The organism is Acidocella sp. KAb 2-4 (genome assembly GCF_020567705.1).
GTDB lineage: Bacteria > Pseudomonadota > Alphaproteobacteria > Acetobacterales > Acetobacteraceae > Acidocella.
The window spans coordinates 109965-134676 of sequence record NZ_JAJDJU010000008.1 but is presented as its reverse complement, the minus strand read 5'-3'; the positions used below and the strand labels follow the sequence as shown (position 1 = coordinate 134676).

Annotated in this window: 26 protein-coding genes and 1 other RNA gene; 18 read left to right on the top strand and 9 right to left on the bottom strand. The window is 67.0% G+C overall.

Going from position 1 to position 24712, the window contains the following annotated elements:
- Positions 1-211: hypothetical protein (locus tag LI953_RS07745; protein WP_227075468.1), on the top strand; the 211-nt coding region annotated here is incomplete at its 5' end.
- 56 nt (positions 212-267) lie between these two features.
- Here the strand turns inward: LI953_RS07745 and nudC are convergent.
- The gene (nudC, locus tag LI953_RS07740) at positions 268-1164 is read right to left on the bottom strand and encodes an NAD(+) diphosphatase (RefSeq protein ID WP_227075467.1); all 897 of its coding nucleotides are present in this window, start codon (positions 1162-1164) and stop codon (positions 268-270) included.
- A 73-nt stretch (positions 1165-1237) separates the two neighbouring features.
- Between nudC and ffs the strand changes: the two genes are divergently transcribed.
- The 5 genes from ffs to LI953_RS07715 all read left to right on the top strand — a co-directional run bounded on the left by ffs (position 1238) and on the right by LI953_RS07715 (position 5521).
- Positions 1238-1334: signal recognition particle sRNA small type (gene ffs, locus LI953_RS07735), an RNA gene on the top strand.
- Between the two features lie 37 nt (positions 1335-1371).
- Complete coding sequence (locus LI953_RS07730) at positions 1372-3138, top strand: DNA polymerase III subunit gamma/tau (protein WP_227075466.1); 1767 nt, start codon at positions 1372-1374, stop codon at positions 3136-3138.
- Entirely contained in the window at positions 3138-3461 is a 324-nt protein-coding gene (locus LI953_RS07725; protein WP_227075465.1) for a YbaB/EbfC family nucleoid-associated protein, read from the top strand. The genes LI953_RS07730 and LI953_RS07725 overlap by 1 nt, the downstream gene beginning before the upstream one ends.
- Positions 3462-3498: 37 nt before the next feature.
- A complete protein-coding gene (recR, locus tag LI953_RS07720; RefSeq protein ID WP_227075464.1) occupies positions 3499-4089 on the top strand; it encodes a recombination mediator RecR in 591 nt (196 codons plus the stop codon).
- Between the two features lie 31 nt (positions 4090-4120).
- A complete protein-coding gene (locus tag LI953_RS07715; RefSeq protein WP_227075463.1) occupies positions 4121-5521 on the top strand; it encodes a pyridoxal-dependent decarboxylase in 1401 nt (466 codons plus the stop codon).
- On the opposite strand, the gene LI953_RS07710 is transcribed toward LI953_RS07715, so the two are convergent.
- The gene (locus LI953_RS07710; RefSeq protein WP_227075462.1) at positions 5518-5736 is read right to left on the bottom strand and encodes a hypothetical protein; all 219 of its coding nucleotides are present in this window, start codon (positions 5734-5736) and stop codon (positions 5518-5520) included. The two genes, LI953_RS07715 and LI953_RS07710, sit on opposite strands and share 4 nt — an antisense overlap.
- Before the next feature lie 182 nt (positions 5737-5918).
- Between LI953_RS07710 and LI953_RS07705 the strand changes: the two genes are divergently transcribed.
- Complete coding sequence (locus tag LI953_RS07705) at positions 5919-7973, top strand: DUF6600 domain-containing protein (protein ID WP_227075461.1); 2055 nt, start codon at positions 5919-5921, stop codon at positions 7971-7973.
- Between the two features lie 241 nt (positions 7974-8214).
- Complete coding sequence (locus tag LI953_RS07700) at positions 8215-8664, top strand: hypothetical protein (protein ID WP_227075460.1); 450 nt, start codon at positions 8215-8217, stop codon at positions 8662-8664.
- Between the two features lie 187 nt (positions 8665-8851).
- Here LI953_RS07700 and fusA read toward each other — a convergent pair whose 3' ends face one another.
- Positions 8852-10933 carry an elongation factor G gene (gene fusA, locus LI953_RS07695; RefSeq protein WP_227075459.1) on the bottom strand — a complete coding sequence of 694 codons (2082 nt, stop codon included), beginning with the start codon at positions 10931-10933 and terminating at the stop codon, positions 8852-8854.
- 245 nt (positions 10934-11178) lie between these two features.
- On the opposite strand from fusA, the gene LI953_RS07690 reads away from it, so the two are divergent.
- Positions 11179-11499, top strand: a complete 321-nt coding sequence (locus tag LI953_RS07690; RefSeq protein WP_227075458.1) for a cupin domain-containing protein — start codon at positions 11179-11181, stop codon at positions 11497-11499.
- Positions 11500-11503: 4 nt separating this feature from the next.
- Here the strand turns inward: LI953_RS07690 and LI953_RS07685 are convergent, their stop codons facing one another.
- Positions 11504-12253 (bottom strand): molybdopterin-binding protein, encoded by a 750-nt coding sequence (locus tag LI953_RS07685; protein WP_227075457.1) that lies wholly within the window; start codon positions 12251-12253, stop codon positions 11504-11506.
- Entirely contained in the window at positions 12250-13266 is a 1017-nt protein-coding gene (gene mutT / locus LI953_RS07680; protein WP_227075456.1) for an 8-oxo-dGTP diphosphatase MutT, read from the bottom strand. Before mutT ends, LI953_RS07685 begins: the two co-directional genes overlap by 4 nt.
- Positions 13267-13326: 60 nt before the next feature.
- On the opposite strand from mutT, the gene LI953_RS07675 reads away from it, so the two are divergent.
- The 4 genes from LI953_RS07675 to LI953_RS07660 all read left to right on the top strand — a co-directional run bounded on the left by LI953_RS07675 (position 13327) and on the right by LI953_RS07660 (position 16173).
- On the top strand, positions 13327-14589 hold the full coding sequence (locus LI953_RS07675; RefSeq protein WP_227075471.1) for a glutamate-5-semialdehyde dehydrogenase: 1263 nt from the start codon (positions 13327-13329) through the stop codon (positions 14587-14589).
- Positions 14586-15191, top strand: coding sequence for a nicotinate-nucleotide adenylyltransferase (locus LI953_RS07670; RefSeq protein WP_227075470.1), 606 nt, complete (start codon positions 14586-14588; stop codon positions 15189-15191). The genes LI953_RS07675 and LI953_RS07670 overlap by 4 nt, the downstream gene beginning before the upstream one ends.
- Before the next feature lie 107 nt (positions 15192-15298).
- Positions 15299-15721 (top strand): ribosome silencing factor, encoded by a 423-nt coding sequence (gene rsfS, locus LI953_RS07665; RefSeq protein ID WP_227075455.1) that lies wholly within the window; start codon positions 15299-15301, stop codon positions 15719-15721.
- On the top strand, positions 15718-16173 hold the full coding sequence (locus LI953_RS07660) for a 23S rRNA (pseudouridine(1915)-N(3))-methyltransferase RlmH (RefSeq protein WP_227075454.1): 456 nt from the start codon (positions 15718-15720) through the stop codon (positions 16171-16173). Before rsfS ends, LI953_RS07660 begins: the two co-directional genes overlap by 4 nt.
- Positions 16174-16235: 62 nt before the next feature.
- Here LI953_RS07660 and LI953_RS07655 read toward each other — a convergent pair whose 3' ends face one another.
- The gene (locus LI953_RS07655) at positions 16236-17156 is read right to left on the bottom strand and encodes a DUF2971 domain-containing protein (RefSeq protein WP_227075453.1); all 921 of its coding nucleotides are present in this window, start codon (positions 17154-17156) and stop codon (positions 16236-16238) included.
- A 144-nt stretch (positions 17157-17300) separates the two neighbouring features.
- Entirely contained in the window at positions 17301-18287 is a 987-nt protein-coding gene (locus LI953_RS07650; RefSeq protein ID WP_227075452.1) for a zinc-dependent alcohol dehydrogenase family protein, read from the bottom strand.
- A 72-nt stretch (positions 18288-18359) separates the two neighbouring features.
- Here LI953_RS07650 and gpmI point away from each other — a divergent pair, with 72 nt between their 5' ends.
- The 5 genes from gpmI to LI953_RS07625 are packed head-to-tail and all read left to right on the top strand — an operon-like array spanning position 18360 to position 23633.
- Complete coding sequence (gene gpmI / locus LI953_RS07645; protein ID WP_227075451.1) at positions 18360-19874, top strand: 2,3-bisphosphoglycerate-independent phosphoglycerate mutase; 1515 nt, start codon at positions 18360-18362, stop codon at positions 19872-19874.
- Positions 19871-21052 (top strand): murein hydrolase activator EnvC, encoded by a 1182-nt coding sequence (locus tag LI953_RS07640; protein WP_227075450.1) that lies wholly within the window; start codon positions 19871-19873, stop codon positions 21050-21052. The genes gpmI and LI953_RS07640 overlap by 4 nt, the downstream gene beginning before the upstream one ends.
- Before the next feature lie 58 nt (positions 21053-21110).
- Positions 21111-22469: a S41 family peptidase gene (locus tag LI953_RS07635; RefSeq protein ID WP_227075449.1), complete on the top strand. Its 1359-nt coding sequence runs from the start codon at positions 21111-21113 to the stop codon at positions 22467-22469.
- A gap of 9 nt (positions 22470-22478) precedes the next feature.
- Positions 22479-22952: an RNA pyrophosphohydrolase gene (locus LI953_RS07630; RefSeq protein WP_227075448.1), complete on the top strand. Its 474-nt coding sequence runs from the start codon at positions 22479-22481 to the stop codon at positions 22950-22952.
- 24 nt (positions 22953-22976) lie between these two features.
- Positions 22977-23633 (top strand): dienelactone hydrolase family protein, encoded by a 657-nt coding sequence (locus LI953_RS07625; protein WP_227075447.1) that lies wholly within the window; start codon positions 22977-22979, stop codon positions 23631-23633.
- On the opposite strand, the gene LI953_RS07620 is transcribed toward LI953_RS07625, so the two are convergent.
- Positions 23630-24217 (bottom strand): chromate transporter, encoded by a 588-nt coding sequence (locus tag LI953_RS07620; protein ID WP_227075446.1) that lies wholly within the window; start codon positions 24215-24217, stop codon positions 23630-23632. The genes LI953_RS07625 and LI953_RS07620 overlap by 4 nt on opposite strands.
- Positions 24145-24693 (bottom strand): chromate transporter, encoded by a 549-nt coding sequence (locus LI953_RS07615; RefSeq protein ID WP_227075445.1) that lies wholly within the window; start codon positions 24691-24693, stop codon positions 24145-24147. The genes LI953_RS07620 and LI953_RS07615 overlap by 73 nt, the downstream gene beginning before the upstream one ends.
- Positions 24694-24712 lie beyond the last annotated feature (19 nt).

Here is a 24712-nt window from a genome sequence, read left to right as displayed (position 1 = left end):
CGCGGTGAAGAAGACCGCCACCGCGAAGAAGCCCGCCGCGCCGAAGAAAGCTGCCGCGCCGGTGAAGAAGCCGGTCGTGCGCCGCCCGCGTCGCAAGCTCGTCGAGGCGGCTGAGGTGATCGAATTCCCGGACATCATCACGCAGGCGCAGCCGGTGGAAGTCGAGGTGTTCGAGTTTCCCGCGAATGAGGATGAGAACTCGCAGGACTAAGCCACGGCGCAGTTTTGAATGACGACAAAAATGCAGGGGCAACACCCCTGCATTTTTTATGTGTGCGCCAACCAGTCGTCGATCAGCCGACGCGCGATTGAATCCTCGGGCGGCAGGTTGAACCAAAGCGAGGCGGGATCGGCGATCTGCGCGCGGGTGAACCAGCGCGCGTCGCGCATCTCCTCGGTGTCGAGGATGATCTCCTCGCTCACACCCTCGGCGTAGAAGCCCAGCATCAATGAGGCCGGAAACGGCCAGGGCTGGCTGGAGTGATACACCACCTCGCCCACACGCACGCCGGTTTCCTCCAGCACCTCACGCCGCACGGCGTCTTCCAGGCTCTCCCCCGGCTCCACGAAACCGGCAAGGGTGGAATAGAAATTGCGCTCCGGCGGAAAGCGGTGCGACTGCCCGAGCAGCAGGTGCTCGCCGCGCGTGACCAGCATGATCACCGCCGCATCGGTGCGCGGAAAATTCTCACGCCCGCACCCCGCGCAATGCATCACCCAGCCGCCGCGCGTGGGGTGCAGCGCCGCGCCACAGGACGGGCAAAAGCGATGCGTGGCGCGCCAATGCAGCATGCCGCGCGCGGTGGCCAGCACGGTGGCGTCGGCCGCCGGGAGCAGCGCGGTAAGGTTGCGCAGCTCCGCGAATGCCCCCACGCCATAGTCGGGCGGCGCCTCCCGCGCCGACACATCGAGCGCGAATACCGGCACGCCCGCCACCAAGCCAAGAAACACATGCGGCCCCGCCGGCACCGGGCCGGGCAGATACACGGCGCGCGGAACCTCGCCTTTCGCGATGAGCGCCTGGCCGCGCCAGAACGGCACGAAACGGCTGCGCGGGTCGCTGAGCGCGCGGGCAAGCCAGGCGGGGTCGGTGCGTAAATGCGCGGCACGGTCCAGCTCGCCGCCGCTATAGTGATTGAGCCGCGAGGGCCGGATGATCCGCATGCCTGGATGCTCGCATGGCGTCCATCGCTTGCCAAGCTTGCGCTCGGCGCGCGGAAAGAGGATAAGCCTCCTGGGAGATCGGCGGCGGACAGCGCGTGCCGCCAACCTGGTCAGGGCCGGAAGGCAGCAGCCACAACGGATTTCGCATGGGTCGTTGCCCGGTCTCCCACCCCATACACAAGAGTTTTTCAAGGTAACGCGCCGCCCATGGGTTTGTTCGGAGACGACGAGACAGACGCGCCGCCGCCGTCCGGACCCTCGCTGTTCGGAGATGAACCGCAGGATGCCGCGCCCAAGGCCGCCGCCTATCGCGTTCTGGCCCGCAAATACCGCCCCACCACCTTCAACGACCTGATCGGCCAGGACGCGCTGGTGCGCACCCTGCGCAACGCCTTCGCCATGAACCGCATCGCGCATGCCTTCATGCTCACCGGCGTGCGCGGCGTGGGCAAGACCACGACCGCGCGCATCCTGGCCCGTGCCCTCAACTGCACCGGGCCGGACGGCAATGGCGGCCCGACGCCCGACCCGTGCGGCGTGTGCGATAATTGCAAGGCGATTCTGGCCGACCGCCACCCGGACGTGGTGGAGATGGACGCCGCCTCCAATACCGGCGTCGACGATGTGCGCGAGATCATCGAGGCCACGCGCTTCCGCCCGCTCTCGGCCCGCACCAAGGTGTTCATCATCGACGAGGTGCACATGCTCTCCAAGGCGGCGTTCAACGCGCTGCTGAAGACGCTGGAGGAGCCGCCGCCGCATATCAAATTCGTGCTGGCCACCACCGAGATCCGCAAGGTGCCGATCACAGTGCTGTCGCGCTGCCAGCGCTTCGACCTGCGCCGCGTGGCGGTGGAGGTGCTGGCCGCGCATTTCACCCGGATCGCGGAAAAAGAGGGCGTGGCGATTGCGCCGGGGGCGCTTGAGCATATCGCCCGCGCCGCCGATGGCTCGGTGCGCGACGGGCTCTCGCTGCTCGACCAGGCGATTGCGCGCGGGGCCGAGGATGGCTCCGAAATCTCCGCCGCGATGGTGGCGGATATGCTGGGCCTCGCCGATCGCGGCTTCGTGTTCGACCTGATGGACGCGGTGGTGGCCGGCGATGCCGCCAAGGCGCTGGGCTATGCCGACGACGCCTATGAGCGCGGCGCCGATCCGGGCGTGCTGCTCTCCGACCTGCTGGGCCTCGCGCATCTGCTCACGCGCCTGAAATCGGTGCCCGCCCTGGCCAACAGCGCCGCCCTGCCCGAGGCCGAGCGTACGCGCGGCGCGGCGCTGGCGCAGGTGCTCTCGATCCCGTTCCTGGGCCGGTTGTGGCAGATGCTGCTGAAGGGGCTGGGCGAGGTGGAAGCCGCGCCGGATAAGCGCGCCGCGGCGGAGATGATCCTGATCCGGCTGTGCCATGTGGCCGATATGCCCCCGCCCGGCGAGTTGCTGAAGAAGCTGACCGAAACCCCGGGCGCCAGCCTGGGCGGCCCGGTTGGCCCTGGCGGCGGCGGCGGCAATGTGCGCGCCGTCGCCAATGGCGGCGCCGTGATGACCGCGCGCAGCCTCACCTTTCACGACGTGGTGGCCCTGGCCCAGCATAAGCGCGATGTGATGCTGTACGCGCATCTGCGCCAATCGGTGCATCTGGTGCGCTTCGCCCCGCCGGTGATCGAGCTACGGCTGGAGCCCACCGCGCCGCGCGACACGGTGCAGAAACTCGCCCGCCTGCTGGAGGCGGAAACCGGCAAGCGCTGGACCATCGCGCTCTCCAACCTGACGGGCGAGCCGACCATCGACGAAGCCGAGGGCGTGGCCACCGCCGCCGCGCGCGACGCCGCGCTGGCGCATCCGCTGGTGCAGGCGATCCTGGCCGAATTCCCTGGCGCGCGGGTGGAAACGCCCGTCACGCACGAGCCCGAACCCGAGCCGCCCGCCGATTGGGCGGCGCTGATCCCACCAGACGAACTCTACGAAGGAGAGGATTGATGAAGAACCTTGCTGGCATGATGAAGCAGGCCCAACAGATGCAGCAAAAGATGGCCGAGATGCAGGCCAAGCTGGAGGCCGCCGAGATCGAGGGCGTGGCCGGGGCCGGGCTAGTGCGGGTGACGCTGACCGGCAAGGGCGTGCTGAAGGCGCTGAAGGTGGACCCGAAACTGATCGACTCGTCCGAGGCCGAGATGCTCGAAGACCTGATCGTGGCCGCGCATGCCGACGCCAAGGGCAAGCTGGACGCGATGATGGACTCCGAGACCCGCGCCGCGATGGGAGGCATCAGCCTGCCGCCGGGGCTGAAGCTGCCGTTCTGAACCTTGGGAAAAACCGGAAAGCCTTTGCCCGCATAACATGGGCGGACCCGAGCTCGACAACCTTATCGCGCAATTCGCCCGCCTGCCGGGGCTTGGCCCCCGCAGCGCGCGGCGCATTGTGCTGAAGCTGCTGCGCGAACGTGAAACGCGGCTGCTGCCGCTCACCGAGGCCCTGCGCACCGCCGCCGCTGCTGTGCGCACCTGCTCCATCTGCGGCAATCTCGACACCCAGGACCCCTGTGCCATCTGCGCCAACCCGCATCGCGAGACGCGCATCTGCGTGGTCGAGGGCGTGGCCGATCTCTGGGCGCTGGAGCGCGCGCATGTCTATCGCGGGCTGTATCATGTTTTGGGCGGTACGCTCTCGGCCATTGCCGGGCGCGGGCCGGAGGATCTCGCCATCGCGCCGCTGCTGGAGCGCGTGGAGCGCGACCGCCCGGATGAGATCATCCTCGCCCTGCCCGCCACGGTGGATGGCGCGGCCACCGCGCATGTGCTCACCGAGAAGCTGAAGCCGTTTGGCGTTCCCATCTCCCGTCTGGCCCAGGGCGTGCCCATGGGCGGGGCGCTGGAGGTGTTGGACGAAGGCACGCTGGCCACCGCCCTGCGCGCGCGCAGCCCGGCTTGAGCCGGGGCGCAACTTCCCCCATACCCGCGCCATGAGCACGCTTGACCCCGCGGATTGGTCCGCGCTTCGCGCCCTTGGCCACCAGATGCTGGATGACATGGTGGACCATCTCGCCAGCATCCGCGAACAGCCCGTGTGGCGGCAAATGCCAGATGCGGTGCGCGAGGGCTTCACCGCCCCCCTGCCCGCCGCCGGTACAGCGCCTGAAGCCCTCTACGAACGCTTCCGCGCCGATATCCAGCCCTATGTGACCGGCAACACGCATCCGCGCTTCATGGGCTGGGTGCATGGCGGGGGCAATCCCGTCTCCATGCTGGCCGAGTTGCTGGCGGGCGCGATGAACGCCAATTGCGGCGGGCGCGACCATGTCGGCATCGCCGTCGAGCGGCAGGTGATCGCCTGGGCGGCGGAGATGCTGGGGCTGCCGGAGACCACCTCCGGCGTGCTGCTCACCGGCTCCTCGATGGCCAATTTCGTCGCCGTGCTCTGCGCGCGCTACAAGGCGCTGGGCGCCGAGGGGCGCCGCCAGGGCGCGGGCGGGCAGAAGCTGGTCGCCTACGCCTCCACCGGCGTGCATCGCTGCGTGCCGGGCGCCATGGACATGGCCGGGCTGGGCGCGGACGCGCTGCGGCGCATTCCCGTGGATGCCGAATTCCGCATGGATCTCGCCGCGCTGCGCGCCGCCATCGCCGCCGACCGCGCCGCCGGGCTGCGCCCGTTCCTGATCATCGGCACGGCGGGCACTGTGGATGTCGGCGCGTTTGACGACCTCAACGCCCTGGCCGATCTCGCGGCGGCGGAAAATTTCTGGTTCCATGTCGATGGTGCCTTCGGCGCGCTGGCCGCGCTTTCACCCACGCTCAAGCCGCTCACCGATGGCATTGGCCGCGCCGATTCGGTGGCGTTCGATTTCCATAAATGGGCGCAAGTCACCTACGATGCCGGCTGCGTGCTGGTGCGCGACCGCGAACTCGAATTCGCCACCTTCGCGCAGGCCACCAACTATCTGGCCAGCGCCGCGCGCGGGTTGGCGGGGGGCTTCCCCTGGCCGTGCGATCTGGGGCCGGATCTCTCCCGCGGCTTCCGCGCGCTCAAGGTGTGGATGACACTCTCAGCCTATGGCAGCGCCGCGCTCGGCGGCATTGTGGACGACACCTGCGCCCTCGCCCAGCGCTTGGCCGCGCATGTGCGCGCCAGCAACCGGCTGGAGCTGCTGGCCCCGGTGAAGCTGAACATCGTGTGCTTCGGCATTAACGGCCAAGGCGACGCCGCGCTGGCCGATCTGGTGGCGGATTTGCAGGAGGAGGGGAAATTCGCCCCCTCCACCACCACCATTGACGGGCGGCTCGCCATCCGCGTCGCCATCGTCAACCACCGCACCACGGCGGCGGATATCGACGCGCTGGCGGAGGAAATCTTGCGCCGGATTTAGTCCCGGTCGTGCCAGTGCCCGCCCCCGCCCCAGCCCCACCAGCCGCCAATAACCACTGGCGGCGGGGCGACATAGACAGGTGACGCGTAATATCCCGAGCTGTAGCCGTAGCCTGAGGGGTAATACACGCACCCGGCAAGCGAGGCTCCCGCCAGCGCCACGGCTGCGGCGCGCGCCAGTATGCGCGGCGAAATTTTCAAGCTCTTGATGCTCATCGTCCAATCCTTGCGCTCTTGCTCGGCGGCGCGAGACCGCCACCGCTACACCAAGTGATATTATTTTGAGGCGGGTTTGCGGCAATGCGATTACATGAATGTAAGACATTGCAACGGCAGCGCGTGCCATGGTTTTGCCGCGCTCGCGCATTATGTACGGTAAAATAACAAAAGGAGCCGCCATGCCCCGCCCACGCTCTCGCCTGCGCCGGTTTCTCGCCGTCAGCACCGCGCTTGGCCTGGCCCTGCCCGCCGCCGCGCAGACCGCCGCCCCGCCCGCGCGTGTTGGCCAGCTTACCGGCGTCTCGGGCAGCGTTTCCTATAACGGCGCAGGCTCCAACGGGCAGTGGACCACCGCCACCGAGAACTACCCCATCACCAGTGGCGACACGGTTTATACACAGGATGGCGGGCAGGCCTCCATCGCCATCGGCACCAACCGGGTGAGCCTCGCCCCCAGCACCGAGTTGCAGGTCACGGAACTCGATGACAGCGCGTTCATGGCCTCCGAGAGTCAGGGCGAAGTCTTCCTCAGTGTCTCCAGCCTGGGCCAGGGGCAGGCATTCACCCTCACCACTCCGCGCGGCGCGGTGAACATTGTCCAGCCCGGCCAGTATGAGATTTTGGCTGGAGACGCGAACACCCCGGCGACCGTGAACGTCTATAACGGCGAGGCCGAAGCCAATGGCGCGCCGGTTTACGCCGGGCAAGCGGCGTATCTCTCGGGCGCCGGCCAGCCGCAGATCGGCCAGGCTCAGCGCGACGCCTTTGCCGCCCAGGCGATGGCGCAGAATGCACCGCCACCCCCGCCCTATGTCCCGCCCGCCGTGTTGCAGATGACCGGCGTGACCGCGCTCTCCTCTTACGGCACCTGGGAGAACACGCCGCAATACGGCGCCGTGTGGTATCCCGCCGTCGCGCTAGGCTGGGCACCTTATCATTATGGCCATTGGGCTTATGTCGTCCCCTGGGGCTGGACCTGGGTGGACGACGAACCCTGGGGCTTCGCGCCCTTCCATTACGGCCGCTGGGTGCAGATTTACGGCCGTTGGGCCTGGGTCCCGGCCCCTTATGCCGCGGGCGGTTATGTCGCCGCGCCGGTCTATGCCCCGGCGCTGGTGGCGTTTTTCGGGCTGGGGGTGGGCGTTGCCATCACCGCCGAGGCTCTGTCCGAGGGCGATATCGGCTGGGTGCCGCTGGGGCCGGACGAGCCCTATTATCCGCATTACCGCTGCCCGCCCGACTACCTGCGCCGCGTCAACGGCCTTGAGGTGCGCGACCCCGGCCGCGTGGATTTCGACCACCCGCCGGGGTTTGAGCATTACGTAAACCACGGCGCCGCGCTTTATGGCCCGGCCAGCGGCTTCGCGAAGGGTGAACAGGTGCGGCACTACGCCCAGCCGGTGCCGCACGCGATGTTTGGCCAGGCGCAGCCGGTGGGGCGGCAATTCCCGCAGCAGATGCGCCCGCAATTCACCCCCCACCCGGCCCCCGCGCCAGAGGGACACGGCATCACACCGCCGGGCCAGGGCTTCCACCCGCAACAACAGGGGCCGCAGCACCAGCCGCAGATGCCGCAGGTCATCACCCCGGAAACGCCGCCGCCGCAGCATGGCGCGCAGCCGCAATTCCAGCACCCGCAACAGCCCCAGGGTGGCGGATGGCAGCAGCAACAGCCATTCCACCCGCAGGCGCAGCCCCCGCAACAACCCCAGGGCGGCGGATGGCAGCAGCAACAGCCATTCCACCCGCAGGCGCAGCCCCCGCAACAACCCCAGGGCGGCGGATGGCAGCAGCAACAGCCATTCCACCCGCAGGCGCAGCCCCCGCAGCAACCCCAGGGTGGCGGATGGCAGCAGCAACAGCCATTCCACCCGCAGGCGCAGCCCCCGCAACAGCCCCAGGGCGGCGGATGGCAGCAGCAACAGCCATTCCACCCGCAGGCGCAGCCCCCGCAACAGCCTCAGGGCGGCGGGTGGCAGCAGCAACAGCCATTCCACCCGCAGGCGCAGCCCCCGCAACAGCCCCAGGGCGGCGGATGGCAGCAGCAACAGCCATTCCACCCGCAGGCGCAGCCCCCGCAACAACCCCAGGGCGGCGGATGGCAGCAGCCACAGCCATTCCACCCGCAGGCGCAGCCCCCGCAACAGCCTCAGGGCGGCGGATGGCAGCACCAGAACGAGCAACCGCAAAAGCCGCCCAACAGCCGGCATGACCATAATCAGTTCGGGCAGTAGGCGGGCTTGACGGAACCGCGTGGGATATCGAAACCTATGGAAGAGCAAAGCACTTCGTCGCTATCGTTGAGCGCGACCCAATGGCTACGAAAAGCGTCCCGCCTAAAGCTTGATGACATCAGCAGGTGGGTTTGGTCGCTTGCTATGTCTTTTCCTCGCAGCGCCCTCGCTCTGCGCCGGCTTCACAAAAAACGCAGCTCTAAATGGCAAAGTCTTGCGATGCATCATCCTGACAGACCGCATGGGCGACAGCATCGCGGCGGAACCGGTGGCCCGGCGCTTCCGCTCACCAACCGAGCATCTCGTTTGGCTGGTGCAACCGCGTTACCAGGACCTGCTGCGCTACAACCCGCATATAGACACTGTGCAGACGGTTAGTTCTTATACAGAAACAATACTGCTCCGGTATTTGTTCAAGAATATACGCTGGAATAATTTGCATTTTGACGGCTACCATTGCGACCGCTTTGGTCTGCGCGCCAACAATCCGAATGTCATGGGGCTGAATGTTGCAAATTATTTTGATTTTGGCGCGCTGACCGACGTATTTTCCATTACCGGGACCGGAAAAATACTTGGGGGAAAGCCCCCGGATTTACCCAAATCAAGATTTCAATGTTGCCGTTTTTCTAAGCGGTATTTTCGAGAATCCGCGCAACCCTCTTTTGATTTTGCAAACACGCTCAGATGACATCGACAAGTCGTGATCGTCTCGCGAAGCGGCAAAAGCCCTCCAGTGGCTACCCTCAGATCATCCGAATAATGACGGCCCACCCCAGGCCGACATCCAACCGCCGTCAAACCTGCTTTTTCTTACCCCCGGCAACAAAAACGGCGCCCTTTTGGGGCGCCGTTCTTGGTTGTACGGGCAAAAACGCTTACGCGCTCTTGGCCATGATCTCGTCCGCGATGTTGCGCGGCACCGGATCGTAGTGGTGGAACTGCATGGTGAAGCTCGCGCGGCCCTTGGTCATGGAGCGCAGATGCGAGATGTAGCCAAACATTTCCTTCAGCGGCACATGCGCGCGCACCAGCACGGTGGAGCCCGAGGCCTCCTGGTTCTGGATCATGCCGCGGCGGCGGTTGAGGTCGCCCACCACGTCGCCCACATGGTCGTTCGGGGTGGTGACTTCCACGTCCATGATCGGCTCCAGGATCACCGGGCCGGCCTTCTTCATGCCCTCGCGGAAGCAGGCCTTGGCGGCAATTTCGAAGGCCAGCGCCGACGAGTCGACGTCGTGGTACTTGCCGTCCACCAGCGCGAAGGAGAAGTCCACGGTGGGGAAGCCCGCCAGCACGCCGGTATCGGCCTGGTTGCGAATGCCCTTTTCCACGGCCGGGATGTATTCCTTCGGCACGGCACCGCCGACCACCTTGTTATCGAAGGTGATGCCCTCGTTCCGCTCACGCGGCGAGAAGACGATCTTGACCTCGGCGTACTGGCCCGAACCGCCCGACTGCTTCTTGTGGGTGTAGGTTTCGGTATGCTCGCGGGTGATGGTCTCGCGATACGCCACCTGCGGCGCGCCGATATTGGCGTCCACGCCGTATTCGCGCTTCAGGCGGTCCACGATGATCTCCAGGTGCAGCTCGCCCATGCCGGAGAGGATGGTCTGGCCGGTCTCCTGGTCGGTGCGCAGGCGCAGGGACGGGTCTTCCGCCGCCAGCTTCTGCAGGCCGAGCGTCATCTTCTCGACGCCTTCCTTGGTCTTCGGCTCCACCGAGATGTCGATCACCGGCACGGGGAACGCCATGCGCTCCAGCACCACCGGGTCCTCGGCGGCGGCCAGCGTGTCACCGGTGCCGGTGTCCTTCAGGCCCACGAAGGCGGCGATATCACCCGCGACCACCTCGGTGATTTCCTGGCGCTTATCGGCATGCATCTTGTACATGCGGCCGATACGCTCCTTGTGGCCCTTGGTGGTGTTCAGCACCGAGTCGCCCGATTTCAGCGTGCCCGCGTAAACGCGCACGAAGGTCAGCGAGCCGTATTTGTCGTTGATGATCTTGAAGGCGAGCCCGGCGAAGGGCGCATCCGGATTGGCCTTGATGCGGCGGGCATTCGGGTCTTCCTCCTGCCCCTCTTCCGGGGCCACCTTGATGCCCGGAACGTCAACGGGGGACGGCAGATAGTCGAGCACGCCATCGAGCAAAGGCTGCACGCCCTTGTTCTTGAAGGCGGTGCCGCACATCACGGGGCGGAAGGCGCCGGAGATGGTGCCGGTCTTGATGGCGCGCTTCAGGGTCTCGACGGAAACGTCGCCCTTCTCGAAATACTCTTCCATGCCGGCGTCATCGACCGAGAGGGCGGTATCAAGCAGGAGCTGGCGGGCCTCCTTCGCCTTCTCCAGCATGTCGGCCGGGATCTCTTCGTCGTGGAACTTGGCGCCCAGTTCGCCGCCTTCCCAGATGATGGCCTTCATCTCAACCAGATCAACCACGCCGAGGAAGCCGTCCTCGATGCCGATCGGCAGCTGCAGCGGCAGCGCCACGATGTCCAGCTTCTCCTTCAGCGTGTCGAAGGCGCGATAGAAATCGGCGCCGGTGCGGTCCAGCTTGTTGATGAAGATCAGGCGCGGCACGTTGTAGCGGTCGGCCAGGCGCCAGTTGGTCTCGGATTGCGGCTGCACGCCGGCCACGCCCTCGATGATGAAGATGGCACCATCGAGCACGCGGAGCGAACGGTTCACCTCGATGTTGAAATCGATGTGGCCGGGCGTGTCGATGATGTTGATGTTGTGGCCCTTCCACTCGCAGGTCACGGCGGCAGAGGTGATGGTGATGCCGCGCTCACGCTCCTGCGCCATGTAGTCGGTGGTGGTGTTGCCGTCGTGGACCTCACCGATCTTGTGGGACACGCCGGTGTAGTAAAGGATGCGCTCCGTGGTGGTGGTCTTGCCCGCGTCGATATGCGCGGTGATCCCGATATTGCGGATCTTCTTAAGGTCAGTCTCAGCCATCAGTGCCTCCACGGGCGGGAAAAAGGTCAAACAGGTACGGCGCCGCCCGACCGGGCAGCGCTGCTCGGGCGGCTTTTGCGGCAGCGCGCGGCTTTTTGCAAGCCTCAAACGCAGCGGGGCGGACCCGCGCAGGCGGGTTTTCTCGCCCGGCCACTATATACGCCCTCTTGGGCGCAGCGAAAACAGTGACATAGGCGGGCCACCTGAATCTTGCCCGCCCCGGCGCACGCGCCTAGGCTGCGGGCATGGCCTTTACCTGCACCATTCCCGCCACCCCCACCGTCCAGCAGGATGACGACGACATCCGCATCACCCGCTGGGATTTCGTCCCTGGCGCCGTCACCGGCTGGCACAGCCATGGCTGGCCCTATTTCGTGGTCATGCTCACCGACGCCGTGATGCGCGTGCATGACGGCACCAATGTCACCGACATCCCGCGCAAGGCTGGCGACAGCTACATGCGCGCCGCCGGCGTGCAGCACGACGTGATGAATGGTGGCGACGCGCCGATGGCGTTCATCGAGATCGAGCTCAAGCGCATTCCCGCGGCCTTCGCCGGGCTTTAAGGGGTCAGTCCGGCTCGCCGGGCATCGGGGCCACGCCCTCGGCGGCGATCAGCGCGGTGGTCTCGGCCAGCGCGGCGTCCAGCGCCGGGATGTCGGTGCCCTTGGCCACCAGCGTCACCCCCCAGCGCTCATCGCGCTTGAACGGGTAGCTGCCCAGATCGAGCTGCGGGAAGCGCGCCTGGATCTGCTCCAGCCGCGCCGCGATCGATCCTTCCAGCACGCCAATGCCATGCACGGCCCGCATCTCGATGCGCTGCCCGCGCGGCAGGCTCGGGGCAAGGGCTTGGAACATCGACTGCATGATGCGCGGCACCCCGGCCATCACATGCACATTGCCGATGGTGAAGCCCGGCGCGATCGACGCCTCGTTTTTGATCGGCTCCGCCCCTTCCGGCATCATCGCCATGCGCAGCCGGGCGTCGTTCACGCGCTCGCCCCAGCGTTCGCGCATCACCGCGGCGGTCGGTTCGTGCAGCAGCAACGGCACGCCAAAGGCGGCGGCGACGCACTCGCTGGTGATGTCATCATGCGTGGGGCCGATGCCACCGGTGGTGAACAGCATGGTGTAGGCCGCGCGCAGCTCGTTCACCGCGCCGATGATGCGGGCCGGAATATCGGGCACCACCCGCACCTCCTCCAGCCTGATGCCCAGCTCGGCCACGCCCTTGGCGATGAACTGCACGTTCACGTCCTGCGTGCGGCCTGAGAGGATTTCGTTGCCGATAATCAGGATGGCGGCGGTCGGGTTGCTCATAAAAAATCCCTCAACATCGGAATCAGCGGCCGGTCGGCCGGGGGCATGGGGTATTCCACCAGCCGGTCGGGCGCGACCCAGGCCAGCGCTTGGCCCTCGCGCGCCTGCGGCTCGCCCTTCCAGCGGCGGCACAGGAACACCGGCATCAGCAGATGAAAACTCTCATAGGCGTGCGAGGCGAACACGAAGGGGGCGAAATCCTTGGGGTTGGTCTCCAGCCCCAGCTCCTCGCGCAGCTCGCGGGCCAACGCGGCCTCGGGCGTCTCGCCAGGCTCCAGCTTGCCGCCGGGGAATTCCCACAGCCCGGCCATCTTCTTGCCCTCGGGGCGGCGGGCCAGCAGCACGCGGCCCTGTGCGTCGATGAGCGCCGCTGCCGCCACCAGCAGCGTGCCGCCCTTGGGCGCCTCGGCGGCCACCCCGGCGGCCAGCATCTCGCGCTCGCGGGTGAAATGCTTCACCGGCAGCTTGTGCCCCGGCCGGCACATGAAGTTCTTCAGCCCCTTGCCCGTGGCGGTGAAGCCGAGATGCCGCAGCACGGCCATCGAGGCCTCGTTATCCGCCGCCACCGTGGCGGTGACATGCGAGAGCGGCAGCGCCGCGAAGGCCCAGTCCAGCAGCCGCCGCGCGGCCTCTAGTGTATAGCCCTGGCCCCAATGCGCGCGGCCCAGCCAATAGCCCAGCTCCGCGCTCTTCTGCCCCTTGGCCAGGCGCAGCCCGGCCACACCCAGCAGCGTTCCGCTCTCGGCCTCCACCACCGCGAATTGCTCGGCGCGGTGGGCGGCGCGGTCCTCGGCGGCGGCGGCGATCCAGTCGGCGGCGAGCGGCGCGGGATAGGGGAAGGGCGCGTCCGGCAGGCGGCGGCAGATTTCCCAATCATTGATGAGGCGGTGGAAGGCTGGGGCATCCTCGGCGCCGAGCGGGCGCAGCAGCAGCCGCGTCGTGCGCAGCACGGGGCCGGCGGTCTGGGCGGCGGGCGGCGGGGCCGGCATCGGCGAATCGAGTAGGTCTGGCATACGTTGCGGTGTTTAGCGCGCTGTTGATCTTCCCGCCAGGACTGGGCAAGCATGCACCCCATGAATGCCGAGACCGACGCCAACACCCTGATCATGGCGGAGATGGGCGCCAAGGCCCGCCGCGCCGCCGCCGCCCTGGCCCGCCTGCCCGCCGCCACGCGCGACGCCGCGCTGCGCGATGCCGCCGCCGCGCTGCGCCGGGCGGCGCCGCGGATCATCGCCGCCAATGCGCGCGACATGGCGGGCTTCAAGGGCACCGCCGCCTTCGGCGACCGGCTGCTGCTGAACGAGGCGCGGGTGGAAGCCATGGCCCGCGGGCTGGAGGAGGTGGCCGCCCTGCCCGACCCGCTGGCGCGCGACCTCGGCCACTGGACGCGCCCTAACGGCCTCGTCATCTCGCGCATCCCGCAGCCGCTGGGCGTGCTGGGCATGATCTATGAATCCCGCCCCAATGTCGGCGCCGATGCCGCGGCCATCGCCATCAAATCCGGCAACGCCATTCTGCTGCGCGGCGGCTCGGAGAGCCACCATTCCGCCAAGGCGATCAACGAAGCGTTAACCGAGGGGCTGAACGCCGCCGGGCTGCCCGCCGATGTGGTGCAGATCGCCCCGACCACCGACCGCCGCTTCGTCGCCGCCATGCTGGGCGCCTCGGGGCTGATCGACCTGATCATCCCCCGCGGCGGCCGCACGCTGGTGGAGCTGGTGCAAAAGGAAGCCCGCGTGCCGGTGCTGGCCCATGCCGAGGGGCTGAACCACACCTACATCCACAGCGCCGCCGATTTCGCCATGGCGCGCGGCGTGCTGGCCAACGCCAAGATGCGCCGCACCGGCATTTGCGGCGCCACCGAGACGCTGCTGCTCGACACCGCCATCGCCCCAACGCTGCTGCCCCTGCTGGTGGCCGACCTCGCCGCGCTCGGCTGCGCCTTCCGCGCCGATGAGGCCGCGCGCGCCATCTGCCCCGCCCTGCCCGCCGCCACCGATGCCGATTTCCACACCGAGTGGCTGGACGCGGTGCTGAGCGTGAAGATCGTCGCCAATGTGGACGAGGCGCTGGCGCATATCGCCGCCTATGGCAGCGAGCATACCGAGGCGATCATCACCGAGGACGCGGCGGCGGCGGAATATTTCCTCGCCAACACCGCCTCGGCGGTGGCGATGTGGAACGCCTCCACCCAGTTTTGCGATGGCGGGGAATTCGGCTTCGGCGCCGAGATCGGCATCGCCACCGGGCGCATCCACGCGCGCGGGCCGATCGGGCCGGACCAGCTCACTACCTTCCGCTACGTTGTGCGCGGCACCGGCCAGGTGCGCCCCTGAGTTTCTGCCCCGGCCATCGCTACCGGATCCGCATCGGCCTGCTCGGCGGCTCCTTCAACCCGGCGCATGAAGGGCATCTGCATGTGGCGCGCGAGGCGATGCGCCATGCCGGGCTGCACCAGCTCTGGCTGATGGTTTCGCCCGGCAACCCGCTGAAACCCGCCGCTGGCATGGCCCCGCTGGCCGCGCGGCTGGCCAGCGCGCGCCAGCTTGCCGACGGGCGGCGGATCATCGCCACCGATATCGAGGCGCGGCTCGGCACACGCTACACCTTCGACACCATGCGCGAACTCAAGCGCCGCTTTCCCGCCGCCCGATTCGTCTGGCTGATGGGGGCTGACAACCTCGCCCAACTGCCGCGCTGGGGGCGCTGGCGGCAGATTATGCGCGCCATGCCCATGCTGGTGCTGCCCCGGCCTGGCGCCACGCGCCGGGCCCTGGCGGCGCGGGCGGCCAAAGCGTATGCCCCGTATCGCCTTCCGGCGCGGGCTGGGCTATGCCTTGCCACGGCGGAGGCACCCGCCTGGATTCTCCTGCCGGTGAAGGAGAACCCGGCCTCCGCCACGGAATTGCGCCGGAAAGCAGAAGGAGCGCCGCCATAACCCGTCCGCCGACCCGTAAAACCCCCGCCCGTGGCGCCGCCGCCGCCGCCACGCCCCGCAAACGCGCGCCGAAAAAGGCCGCCGCCCCGGCCGAGGCGCTGCCCGCCATGCCCGGCACGCCGCGCAAGAAGGCGACCATCGCCGGGCCGAAAGGCAAGAAGGCCGCGCCCAAGCCGCCCGTGGAGCAGCTGGAGCGCTTGCAGGCGCTGATCGTCGCCACGCTGGAGGATGACAAGGCCGAGGAGATCGTGGTGCTGGACCTCGCGGGCCGCGCCAGCTTCGCCGACCGTATGATCATCGCCACCGGCCTTGCCGACCGGCAGATCGCCGCCATGGCGACGCATCTGGAGGAAAAACTGCGCGAGGCCGGGTTCCGCAAGCCGCTCATCGAAGGCGCGAACGGCGCCGATTGGGTGCTGATCGACGCGGGCGACATCATCGTGCATCTGTTCAAGCCCGAGGCGCGCACGCTGTATGGCCTGGAGAAGATGTGGGCCGCCGAGCTGGATGAGGCCGGCGCCGAAGAGTGAGGCTGATCGCCATCGGCAAGGGCGGGGCCGGGCCGGAGCGCGAGCTGCTGGCCCGCTACGCCAAGCGCATCCGTCCGGAACTCACCCTGACCGAACTGCCCGACGGCACCGGCAGCGCCGCCGAGATCAAGCGCCGCGAGGCCGAGGCGATTTTGGCCGCGCTGAAGCCGGATGAATTCGTCATCGCCCTGGACATGGGCGGCGCGGAACCGGACAGCCCGGCCCTGGCGCGGCTGCTGGCGGGGTGGCTGGAGCGGAGCAAAAAGCTGGCCTTCGTGATCGGCGGCGCGGAAGGGCTGGACGCCGCCGTGCTGGCCCGCGCCGGCGCCAAACTCTCACTCGGCAAACTCACCTGGCCGCATATGCTGGTGCGCCCGATGCTGGCCGAGCAAATCTATCGGGCGCAGATGATTCTGGCCGGGCATCCGTATCACCGGGCGGGACGGCCGTAGGGGGCAGATTCGACCCGGGGCAGTCGTAGGGGGCGGGGCGATTAATTCCGAAAGCCGCCATTCTACACTCCCCTGTTGACGATCTTGCTCATTGGATGTTGTGCAATGAGGGTGCGCGCCAAATCGCCCAATGGCGTCTCCAGATGCGAGAAGATGTGGGCCGTACGTGGCGAGAGGCAAGGACCGCTCCCGGCCATCTTGATTAGTTCTCGTCTAAACGCATAACCACGGTCTGCAATTGCAGCTAACCAGAGCGATATTTGTGTCCCTTTTATTGCGGCATAAATCTCGCGTTGTTCAACGACTGGTGTACGCTCACCGAGAGTCACGGACTTGATGGATGCGAGCGGTAGTTGCTGAGTGTAGATTGGAAATTCACGTGGGTCATTGCCGATATTTTGACATTCAGCAAAATGCCTTATGATCCGAACTTCTTGCTCATATTTCCACTGCTCGGACTTCGTACAAAGTTCGGCAACAGGGAACGGCTCCGCCTGCGATGAGTAGGCATGAACATCTCTCATCGGTCGCAACTCTTGATATTCAACATCTATCTGACCGTCAAAAAACTCATGTGTGCCGTCAAACTCGACTACAGCGCCGGCATACTGATTGGCGTAGTGCGCCCACATTAGAAGTGAGTCATTGATCCGCGATAGACACAGAATGCCAATAAGACCGTTGAGCTTCTGAACTATGTCGCGAGACAAGGTGTCACTTGCCTGGTATCCATCTGGCACCTCATCCAAGGCGCCTACTGGTGGCAGACGGCGTTGTGCCCGAGTACTGAACGCAATTTTGAGTTCCTCCTCTTTCTGATTGTTATGGATCACGACTTCCGGCAGTAGCTCGAACGGATCATTGAATGCGCTTGGCTGAGTGAACCTCACCGATCCTTGGAGAATTCGCTTCAAACCACTTATGTCAACGTATTTGTAAAGCGAGGCGGCAGGTGACGTGATTCCTATCGATTCGTCTGTCATCCAATCTCCCGAGCATCAGATTCGTAGCGTCTGTATCGTGCCGAGCCGCACGAACTTTGGCCAGTTTGAACATCGAGTTAAATGTCCGCTTCTGCCGCAGATCCACTAGAAACCGGCCAGTCCGCTATCCCCCCATTCTTCCCCCTACCCCATCACCAACACCGCCGCCCCCTCCAGCCGCCCCGCGCGCAGATCATCCAGCGCCGTGTTGGCGTCCTCCAGCGCATAGGCCCGCGTCATCGTCACGATCGGGATTTTCGCGGCCAGCGGCAAAAACTCCTCGGCGTCGCGCCGGGTGAGGTTGGCGACGGAGCGGATGCTCCGTTCCTTCCACAAAATATCGTAGGAAAACGCAGGGATCTCGCTCATATGGATGCCGCCGCACACCACCGTGCCGCCGGGCGCCAAAGCGCGCAGCGCGGCGGGCACCAGCTCTCCGGCGGGCGCGAAAATCAGCGCGGCATCGAGCGGCTCGGGCGGCAATTCGTCCGACCCGCCAACCCAGCCGCCGGTGATGGAACGAGCGAAATCCTGCGCCGCCTTGTCGCCGGGGCGGGTGAAGGCGAACACCTCGCGCCCCTCATAGCGCGCCACCTGGGCCGCGATATGCGCCGCCGCGCCGAAGCCATAAATGCCCAGCCGCCGCGCATCACCGCCCGCGCGCAGCGTGCGATACCCGATCAGCCCGGCGCAGAGCAGCGGCGCGGCCTCGATGTCGGAGAACCGCTCGGGGATGGGGAAGCAGTAGCGCGCATCGGCCACGGTTTGCTCGGCATAGCCGCCGTCGATCTGGTAGCCGGTGAAGCGCGCAAGCTCGCACAGATTTTCCCGCCCCGCGCGGCAATAGGCGCAGACGCCGCAGGTCCAGCCCAGCCAGGGCACGCCCACGCGCTGGCCGGGGGCGAAACGCTCCACCCCCCGCCCCACCGCCAGCACGCGGCCCACGATCTCGTGCCCCGGCACCACATGCGGCTTAGGGTTGGGCAACTCACCATCGACGATATGCAGATCCGTCCGGCACACCCCGCAGGTGCAGACGTGCAGCAAAATCTGCCCCGGCTCCGGCTCGGGCGCATCGCATTGGCGCAGACGCAACGGCGCCCCGGGCCGCTCGAATGTCATTGCTCGCATACGCGCAGTCTATCCCCGCGCGGGCCGAGTGCCTATATAGAGGCCGCCAAAACCGCTTCGTGAAGGACCGCAATGCCCAAGAAACCCGTCATGCTCGTCATCCTGGATGGCTTCGGCTGGAATGAACGCCGGGAGGACAACGCCGTGGCGCAGGCGAACAAGCCGAATTTCGACCGCCTATGGGCGAATTCGCCGCATGCCTTCCTCAACACCTCGGGCCGCGTGGTGGGGCTGCCGCAGGGGCAGATGGGCAATTCCGAGGTCGGGCACCTGAATATCGGCGCGGGCCGCGTGGTCACGCAGGAACTGCCGCGCATCGACATGGCGATCGAGGACGGCACCCTCGCCGCCAACCCGGTGCTGGGCAATTTCATCTCCGCGCTGATCCGCTCGGGCGGCACCGCGCATCTGATGGGGCTGGTCTCGCCGGGCGGGGTGCATTCGCACCAGGACCATATCGTGGCGCTGGCGAAAATCCTGTTCAACGCCGGGGTGCCGGTGGTGGTGCATGTCTGGACTGACGGGCGCGACACGCCGCCCGAATCCGCCGCCGAATATGTGCGCGGCTTCGCCGCCGCCCTGGGCGAGACGGCCAAGATCGGCACGCTGGTCGGCCGCTATTACGCCATGGACCGCGACAAGCGCTGGGAGCGCGTGCAGCAGGCCTACGAGCTGATCGTGGACGCCAAGGGCGAGGCTTTCCCCACCGCCGAGGCGGCGATCGCCGCGAGCTATGCGGCAAAGGTGACGGATGAGTTCATCAAGCCCGCCGTGATCGGCGATTACGCCGGAATGAAAGATGGCGACGCCGTGCTGTGCGCCAATTTCCGCGCGGACCGCGTGCGCGAGATCCTCACCGCGCTGCTCGACCCGAGCTTCACCGGCTTCGCCGCGCGCCGCCCCAAGCTGGTCGCCGCCACCGGCATGACCGCCTATTCCGACGCGCTGGCGCCGTTCATGACCACGGTGTTCCCGGCCGAGCGGCTGGAGCATCTGCTGGGCGAGGTGGTTTCGGCCGCCGGGCTGAAGCAGCTGCGCATGGCGGAGACCGAGAAATACCCGCACGTCACATATTTCTTCAATGGCGGGGTGGAGACGCCCTTCCCCGGCGAGGACCGCATCCTGGTCGCCTCGCCCAAGGTGGCGACATACGATCTGCAACCCGAGATGTCGGCGGCGGAGCTGACCGGGAAGGCCGTGGCGGCGATCAATTCCGGCGCATACGACCTGATCGTGTTGAATTTCGCCAACCCGGACATGGTCGGCCATACCGGCATCCTCTCCGCCGCGATCAAGGCGGTGGAGGCAGTGGACCAGGGCCTCGGCGCCATTGCCGACGCCGTGGCGGCACAGGGCGGGACGCTGCTGGTCTCCGCCGATCACGGTAATTGCGAGATGATGCACGACGCCGAGACCAACGGCCCGCACACCGCGCACACCACGAACCTGGTGCCGGTGATCTGCGCCGGCGGGCCGGAGGGCATCAAGCTGCATGACGGCGTGCTGGCCGATCTGGCGCCCACCTTGCTGAAGCTGATGGGCCTGAAGCAGCCGGCGGAAATGACCGGAACGCCGCTGTTCTCTTGAAGCTTCGCGCCGCGCTCTGTCTGGGCCTGATTTTGGCTCCGGCGCTGGCCGGGGCCAAGATGGCGCATCACCACGACAAGCATGCCGCCCAAGCCCCGGCGCCGCTGGACCCGGCCACGGCGCAAGCCCGGCGGGCGCAGCTGGAGGCCGAGGCCAAAGCCAAGGCGTTGGCCGCACAACAGGCGCAGCAGGCCAAGCTGGCGGCGCAGGCCCGCGCGCAGATGCTCGCGCAACAGCAGGCCAACGCCGCCGCCGCGCTGCGCGGCATGGAAACACAAACCGCGCAATATGCCGGGCAGCTTGCCAATCTGCAGGCCGCGCAGGGCGATGCCGCGCAGCGTCTGGCCACGGCCCAGGCGGCGCTGGTCAAATTGATGCCGGTAATGCAGCGCCTCGCCACCCAACCGGCCTCCACCCTGCTCACCGCGCCGTTGCCGCCAGGTGAGGCGGTGCGCAGCGTGGCGCTGCTACAGGGCATCGCCGCCGCCATTACCGCGCAGGCCCAGCAGGTGCAGGCGCAGACCGCGCAGCTGGCCCAGCTTGTCGCCGCGGCCCAGGCCGGGCAGGCGCAGCTTGCCGCGGCGGCAGCCAAGCAGCAGGCGGCGGAAGCCGCGCTCTCGGCGCAGATCGCCGCGGCCAAGGCGGCGGAGCAGGCGGCGGCGGACCAACAGGCGGCGGCGCGCGAGCGCGAGCTGGCTGCCCGGAATGAGCTAGAGACTTTGAATGAGGCCGTGGCCAGGCTGGTGCCCCCGGCATCGCCGGCCAACCAAGCCAACCTGCCCGCGGGCGGCGGCACCGCGCCGGTGGCCGGGCAGGTGGTGCAGGCTTTTGGCGCCCCAACCTTGGCCGGCCCCGCCATTGGCGTGAGCTACGCCACCGCGCCGGGGGCGCATGTCGTCACCCCCTGCGCCGGCACGGTGATGTTCGCGGGTAACTTCCACACCTATGGCAACATGGTCATTGCCAATTGCGGCGGCGGCACCAGCGTGGTGCTAGCCGGCATGGACCGGCTGGATGTCTCCCAGGGCCAACGCCTCGTGCGTGGGCAGCCTGTCGGCAGCATGCATGGCTACGACCCCGCCACCCCCACGACCCAGCCCAAGCTTTATATGGAAGTGCGCCGCAACGGCGCGCCCGTGGACCCCGCCTCCTGGCTCGCCGGGCGTGGCTCTGGATAAACCCGGCGGGATGCTGTCTAATGCGGATGGAGTCATCCGGCTTTTGAGGATTTAATACATGCGTTTGCGCGGCGGTTTGTTGCTGAGCGGAGTTTTCCTGGGTGGTCTGGCGCTGGGTACGGTGGCGCAGCCGCTGGGCCGCGCCATGGGGCAGGCCGCCCCGTCCGACAGCACTTATCAGCAGCTCTCGCTATTCGGCGACGTGCTGACCGAGGTGAAGCAGAACTACGTGATCGATCCGCCCTCGGATAAGCTGATCTACAACGCCATCAACGGCATGCTCGCCGGGCTTGACCCGCATTCGAGCTACATGAACGCCCAGCAATATGCCGACATGCAGGTACAGACCTCCGGCCAGTTCGGCGGTCTCGGGCTGGAAGTGACGGAGAAGGACGGGTTGATCGAGGTGATCGCGCCAATCGACGGTACGCCGGGGGCGCGCGCGGGCATCAAGCATAACGACATCATCCTGGAGATCAACGGCCACTCCACCGACGGGCTGGAGCTGGACGACGCGGTGAGCAAGATGCGCGGCGCGCCGGGCACCCAGATCACGCTGACCATCAAGCGCAACGGCGTGAACACGCCGATCCATGTCACCCTCACGCGTGAGATCATCAAGATCGACGACGTGAAGGACCGCCTCTTCACCACGCCGGACGGCCCGGTTGGCTATATCCGCCTCAGCAGCTTCGACGAAAAGGCCAGCGACCATATTATCAAAGCGGTGAATGAACTGCAGAAACAGGCGCATGGTAAACTCCATGGCTACATTCTGGATCTGCGCGACAACCCCGGCGGGCTGCTCGACCAAGCGGTGGCGGTGAGCGATGATTTCCTCAATTCCGGCGAGATCGTCTCCACCCATGGCCGCCATAGCGAGGACGACCAGGTGTGGTACGCCCAGAATGGGGACATCACGAGCGGCGCGCCGCTCGTGATCCTCACCAATTCTGGCACCGCCTCGGCGGCCGAGATCGTGACCGCGGCGCTGCAACAGAATCACCGCGCCCTGGTGCTGGGGCAGAAGACCTTCGGCAAGGGCTCAGTGCAGACGATCATGCCGATCGATAATGAGGGCGCGCTGCGCCTGACCACGGCGCTGTATTTCACCCCCTCGGGCAAATCCATCCAGGGCTATGGCGTCACGCCGGATGTAAAGGTCTCCGATACCAGCCTGCCGGACGATGCTTTCTTCGCCCAGCTGCGCGAGACCGATCTGCTCCACGCCTTCGCGAACCCCACCGGCCAGGGTACGGCGCCTCTGCCACCCGCGCCGCCGCTGCCCGCCGTGGCCGCCACCATCCAGGCCAAGCCGCCGGCGAACTGGCCGGCCTTCGACCCGACCAAGCCGGACACCGACTTCCAGCTGCAAATGGGGCTGAAGCTGGTGGATGGCATGACCGCCGCGCAATAAGAGGCGGGCATGACGGATCACGCCTCCCTGCCCTACCGGCTCAATGTCGGCGCGGTGCTGTTCAGCCCTGATGGCCGCGTGTTCGTCGGCAAGCGCATCGGCGTGCCCGATGCGTGGCAGCTCCCGCAAGGCGGCATCGACGCGGGCGAGGACCCGCGCGAGGCCGTGCTGCGCGAGCTGGAAGAAGAAGTCGGCACCGGCAAGGCCGAGATCATGGGTGAGCATCCGGGCTGGCTGCGATATGACCTGCCGCCCGCGCTGCTCGGAGTCGCCTGGGGCGGCAAATATCGCGGCCAGAAGCAGAAATGGTACGCGCTGCGCTTCACCGGGCGCGATGAGGACATCCGGCTCGACGCGCACGCCCATCCGGAATTCGAGGACTGGAAATGGGTGAATCTAGCCGATCTGCCCGCCCTGGCGGTGGCGTTCAAGCGCGAAATTTATGCGACTCTGGCGCGCGACTTCGCGGTATACGCAAAATAACAACAAACCCTTAAGGAAACGCCAATGCTGCAATTGACCGCCGCCGATGGCCACAAATTCAGCGCTTTCGAGGCTGGCAACGTGAATGCCCCGCGCGGACTGGTGGTGGTGCAGGAGATTTTCGGCGTGAACTCGCATATCCGCGCGGTGGCCGAGCGGCTGGCCGGTTTCGGCTACCGCGTGCTCGCCCCGGCACTGTTCGACCGCGTGGAACGCAATGTCGAGCTGGGCTACGATGCCGAGGGCATCGCCAAAGGCCGCGCCCTGCGCGATCAGATCCCCGAGGCGCAATCGCTGCTCAACCTCGAAGCCACGGCGGCGGCGTTTGGCGGCAAGCCCGTGGGCATCATCGGCTATTGCTGGGGCGGCACGCTAGCCTGGCTATCCGCCTGCAAGACCGACAAGTTCTGGGCCGCCTCGGGCTGGTATGGCGCGGGCATCGCGGCGCAGAAGGACCTCACCCCGACCTGCCCGGCGCAGCTCCATTTCGGCGAGATCGACCACTCCATCCCGCTGAGCGACATCCAGGCCATCCGCAAGGCACAGCCGGGCATCGACGTGTATGTGTATGAGGGCGCGGAACATGGCTTCGGCTGCGACGCCCGGGCCAGCTACAGCCGCAAGGATTGGGAGCTGGCGGAGCTGCGCAGCCTTGCCTTCTTCGCCGAGCACCTGCGCTAAAGCAGCAGCAGCCCCAGCAACGCGCCGCCGCCCAACAGCCAGAGCGGGTGCAGCCGCCCCCGCCAGGAAAGCCCGGCGCAGCCAAGCGCGATGGCGCCCGTGAGCCAGCCGGAAACCGATTGCGCGGTGAGCACCCAGCCCGCCGCCAGCACCAGCCCGGCCGTGACCGGTAAGAGTGCCGCCTGCACCACACGCCGCCAGCGCGCCGATTCGTGCCGCGCGAAATAGCGGCTGACCAAAATCGCCACCAAGCCCGCGGGAAGGATCATCGCCAGCGTGGCCACGATGCCGCCCGCGACGCCCGCGACATGTTGGCCGATCACCGTGGAGATCATCACATTCGGCCCTGGCGCGGCGTTGGAGATGGCGTAGAGCTGCACGAATTGCGCCGGGCTCAGCCAATGGCGCTGCGCCACCACCTGCCGGGCGATTTCGGGCACGGCGGCGTTCACCCCACCCACCGCCACCAGCGAGAGCTTGCCGAAGAGCAGCGCCAGCTGCGTCAGCGCCGTCATCGCGCCGCCCGCCACGCCAGCAGCAGCGACACCGGCAGCACCGCCAGCATCGCCAGCACCAGCGGCCAATGGGCCAGCGCCACCAGCGCCAGCACCACCGCCACCAGCGCGGCATGCCGCACCGAACGCAGCACCGGCGCCGCGATCTTCACCCCCGCCCCCAGCATTAGCCCGGCTGCCGCCGCGGCCAGCCCGGCCAGGGCGTGGCGCACCGGCGCCAACCCGCCATAACGCGCATACAGCCCGCCAAACAGCATCACCAGCGCCATCGGCGCCGCCATGATGCCGAGCACCGCCGCCACGGCGCCGCCCGCCCCGCGCTGGCGCGCGCCATAGGCGAAGGCGAAATTAACCATATTGGCTCCCGGAAGGGTCTGGCAGAGCGAGAACAGCTCGTTGAATTCGGATTGGCTCAGCCAGCGCCGCCGCTCCACCAACACCCGCCGGGCGATTGGCAGCACGCCGCCAAAGCCAAAAATCCCGGCTTCGAAAAACGCCAGAAACAACGCCTTGTGTGACAATGCGGACGGCGGGCGGGGCGGCATCAGCCGCGTTTATGGCCTC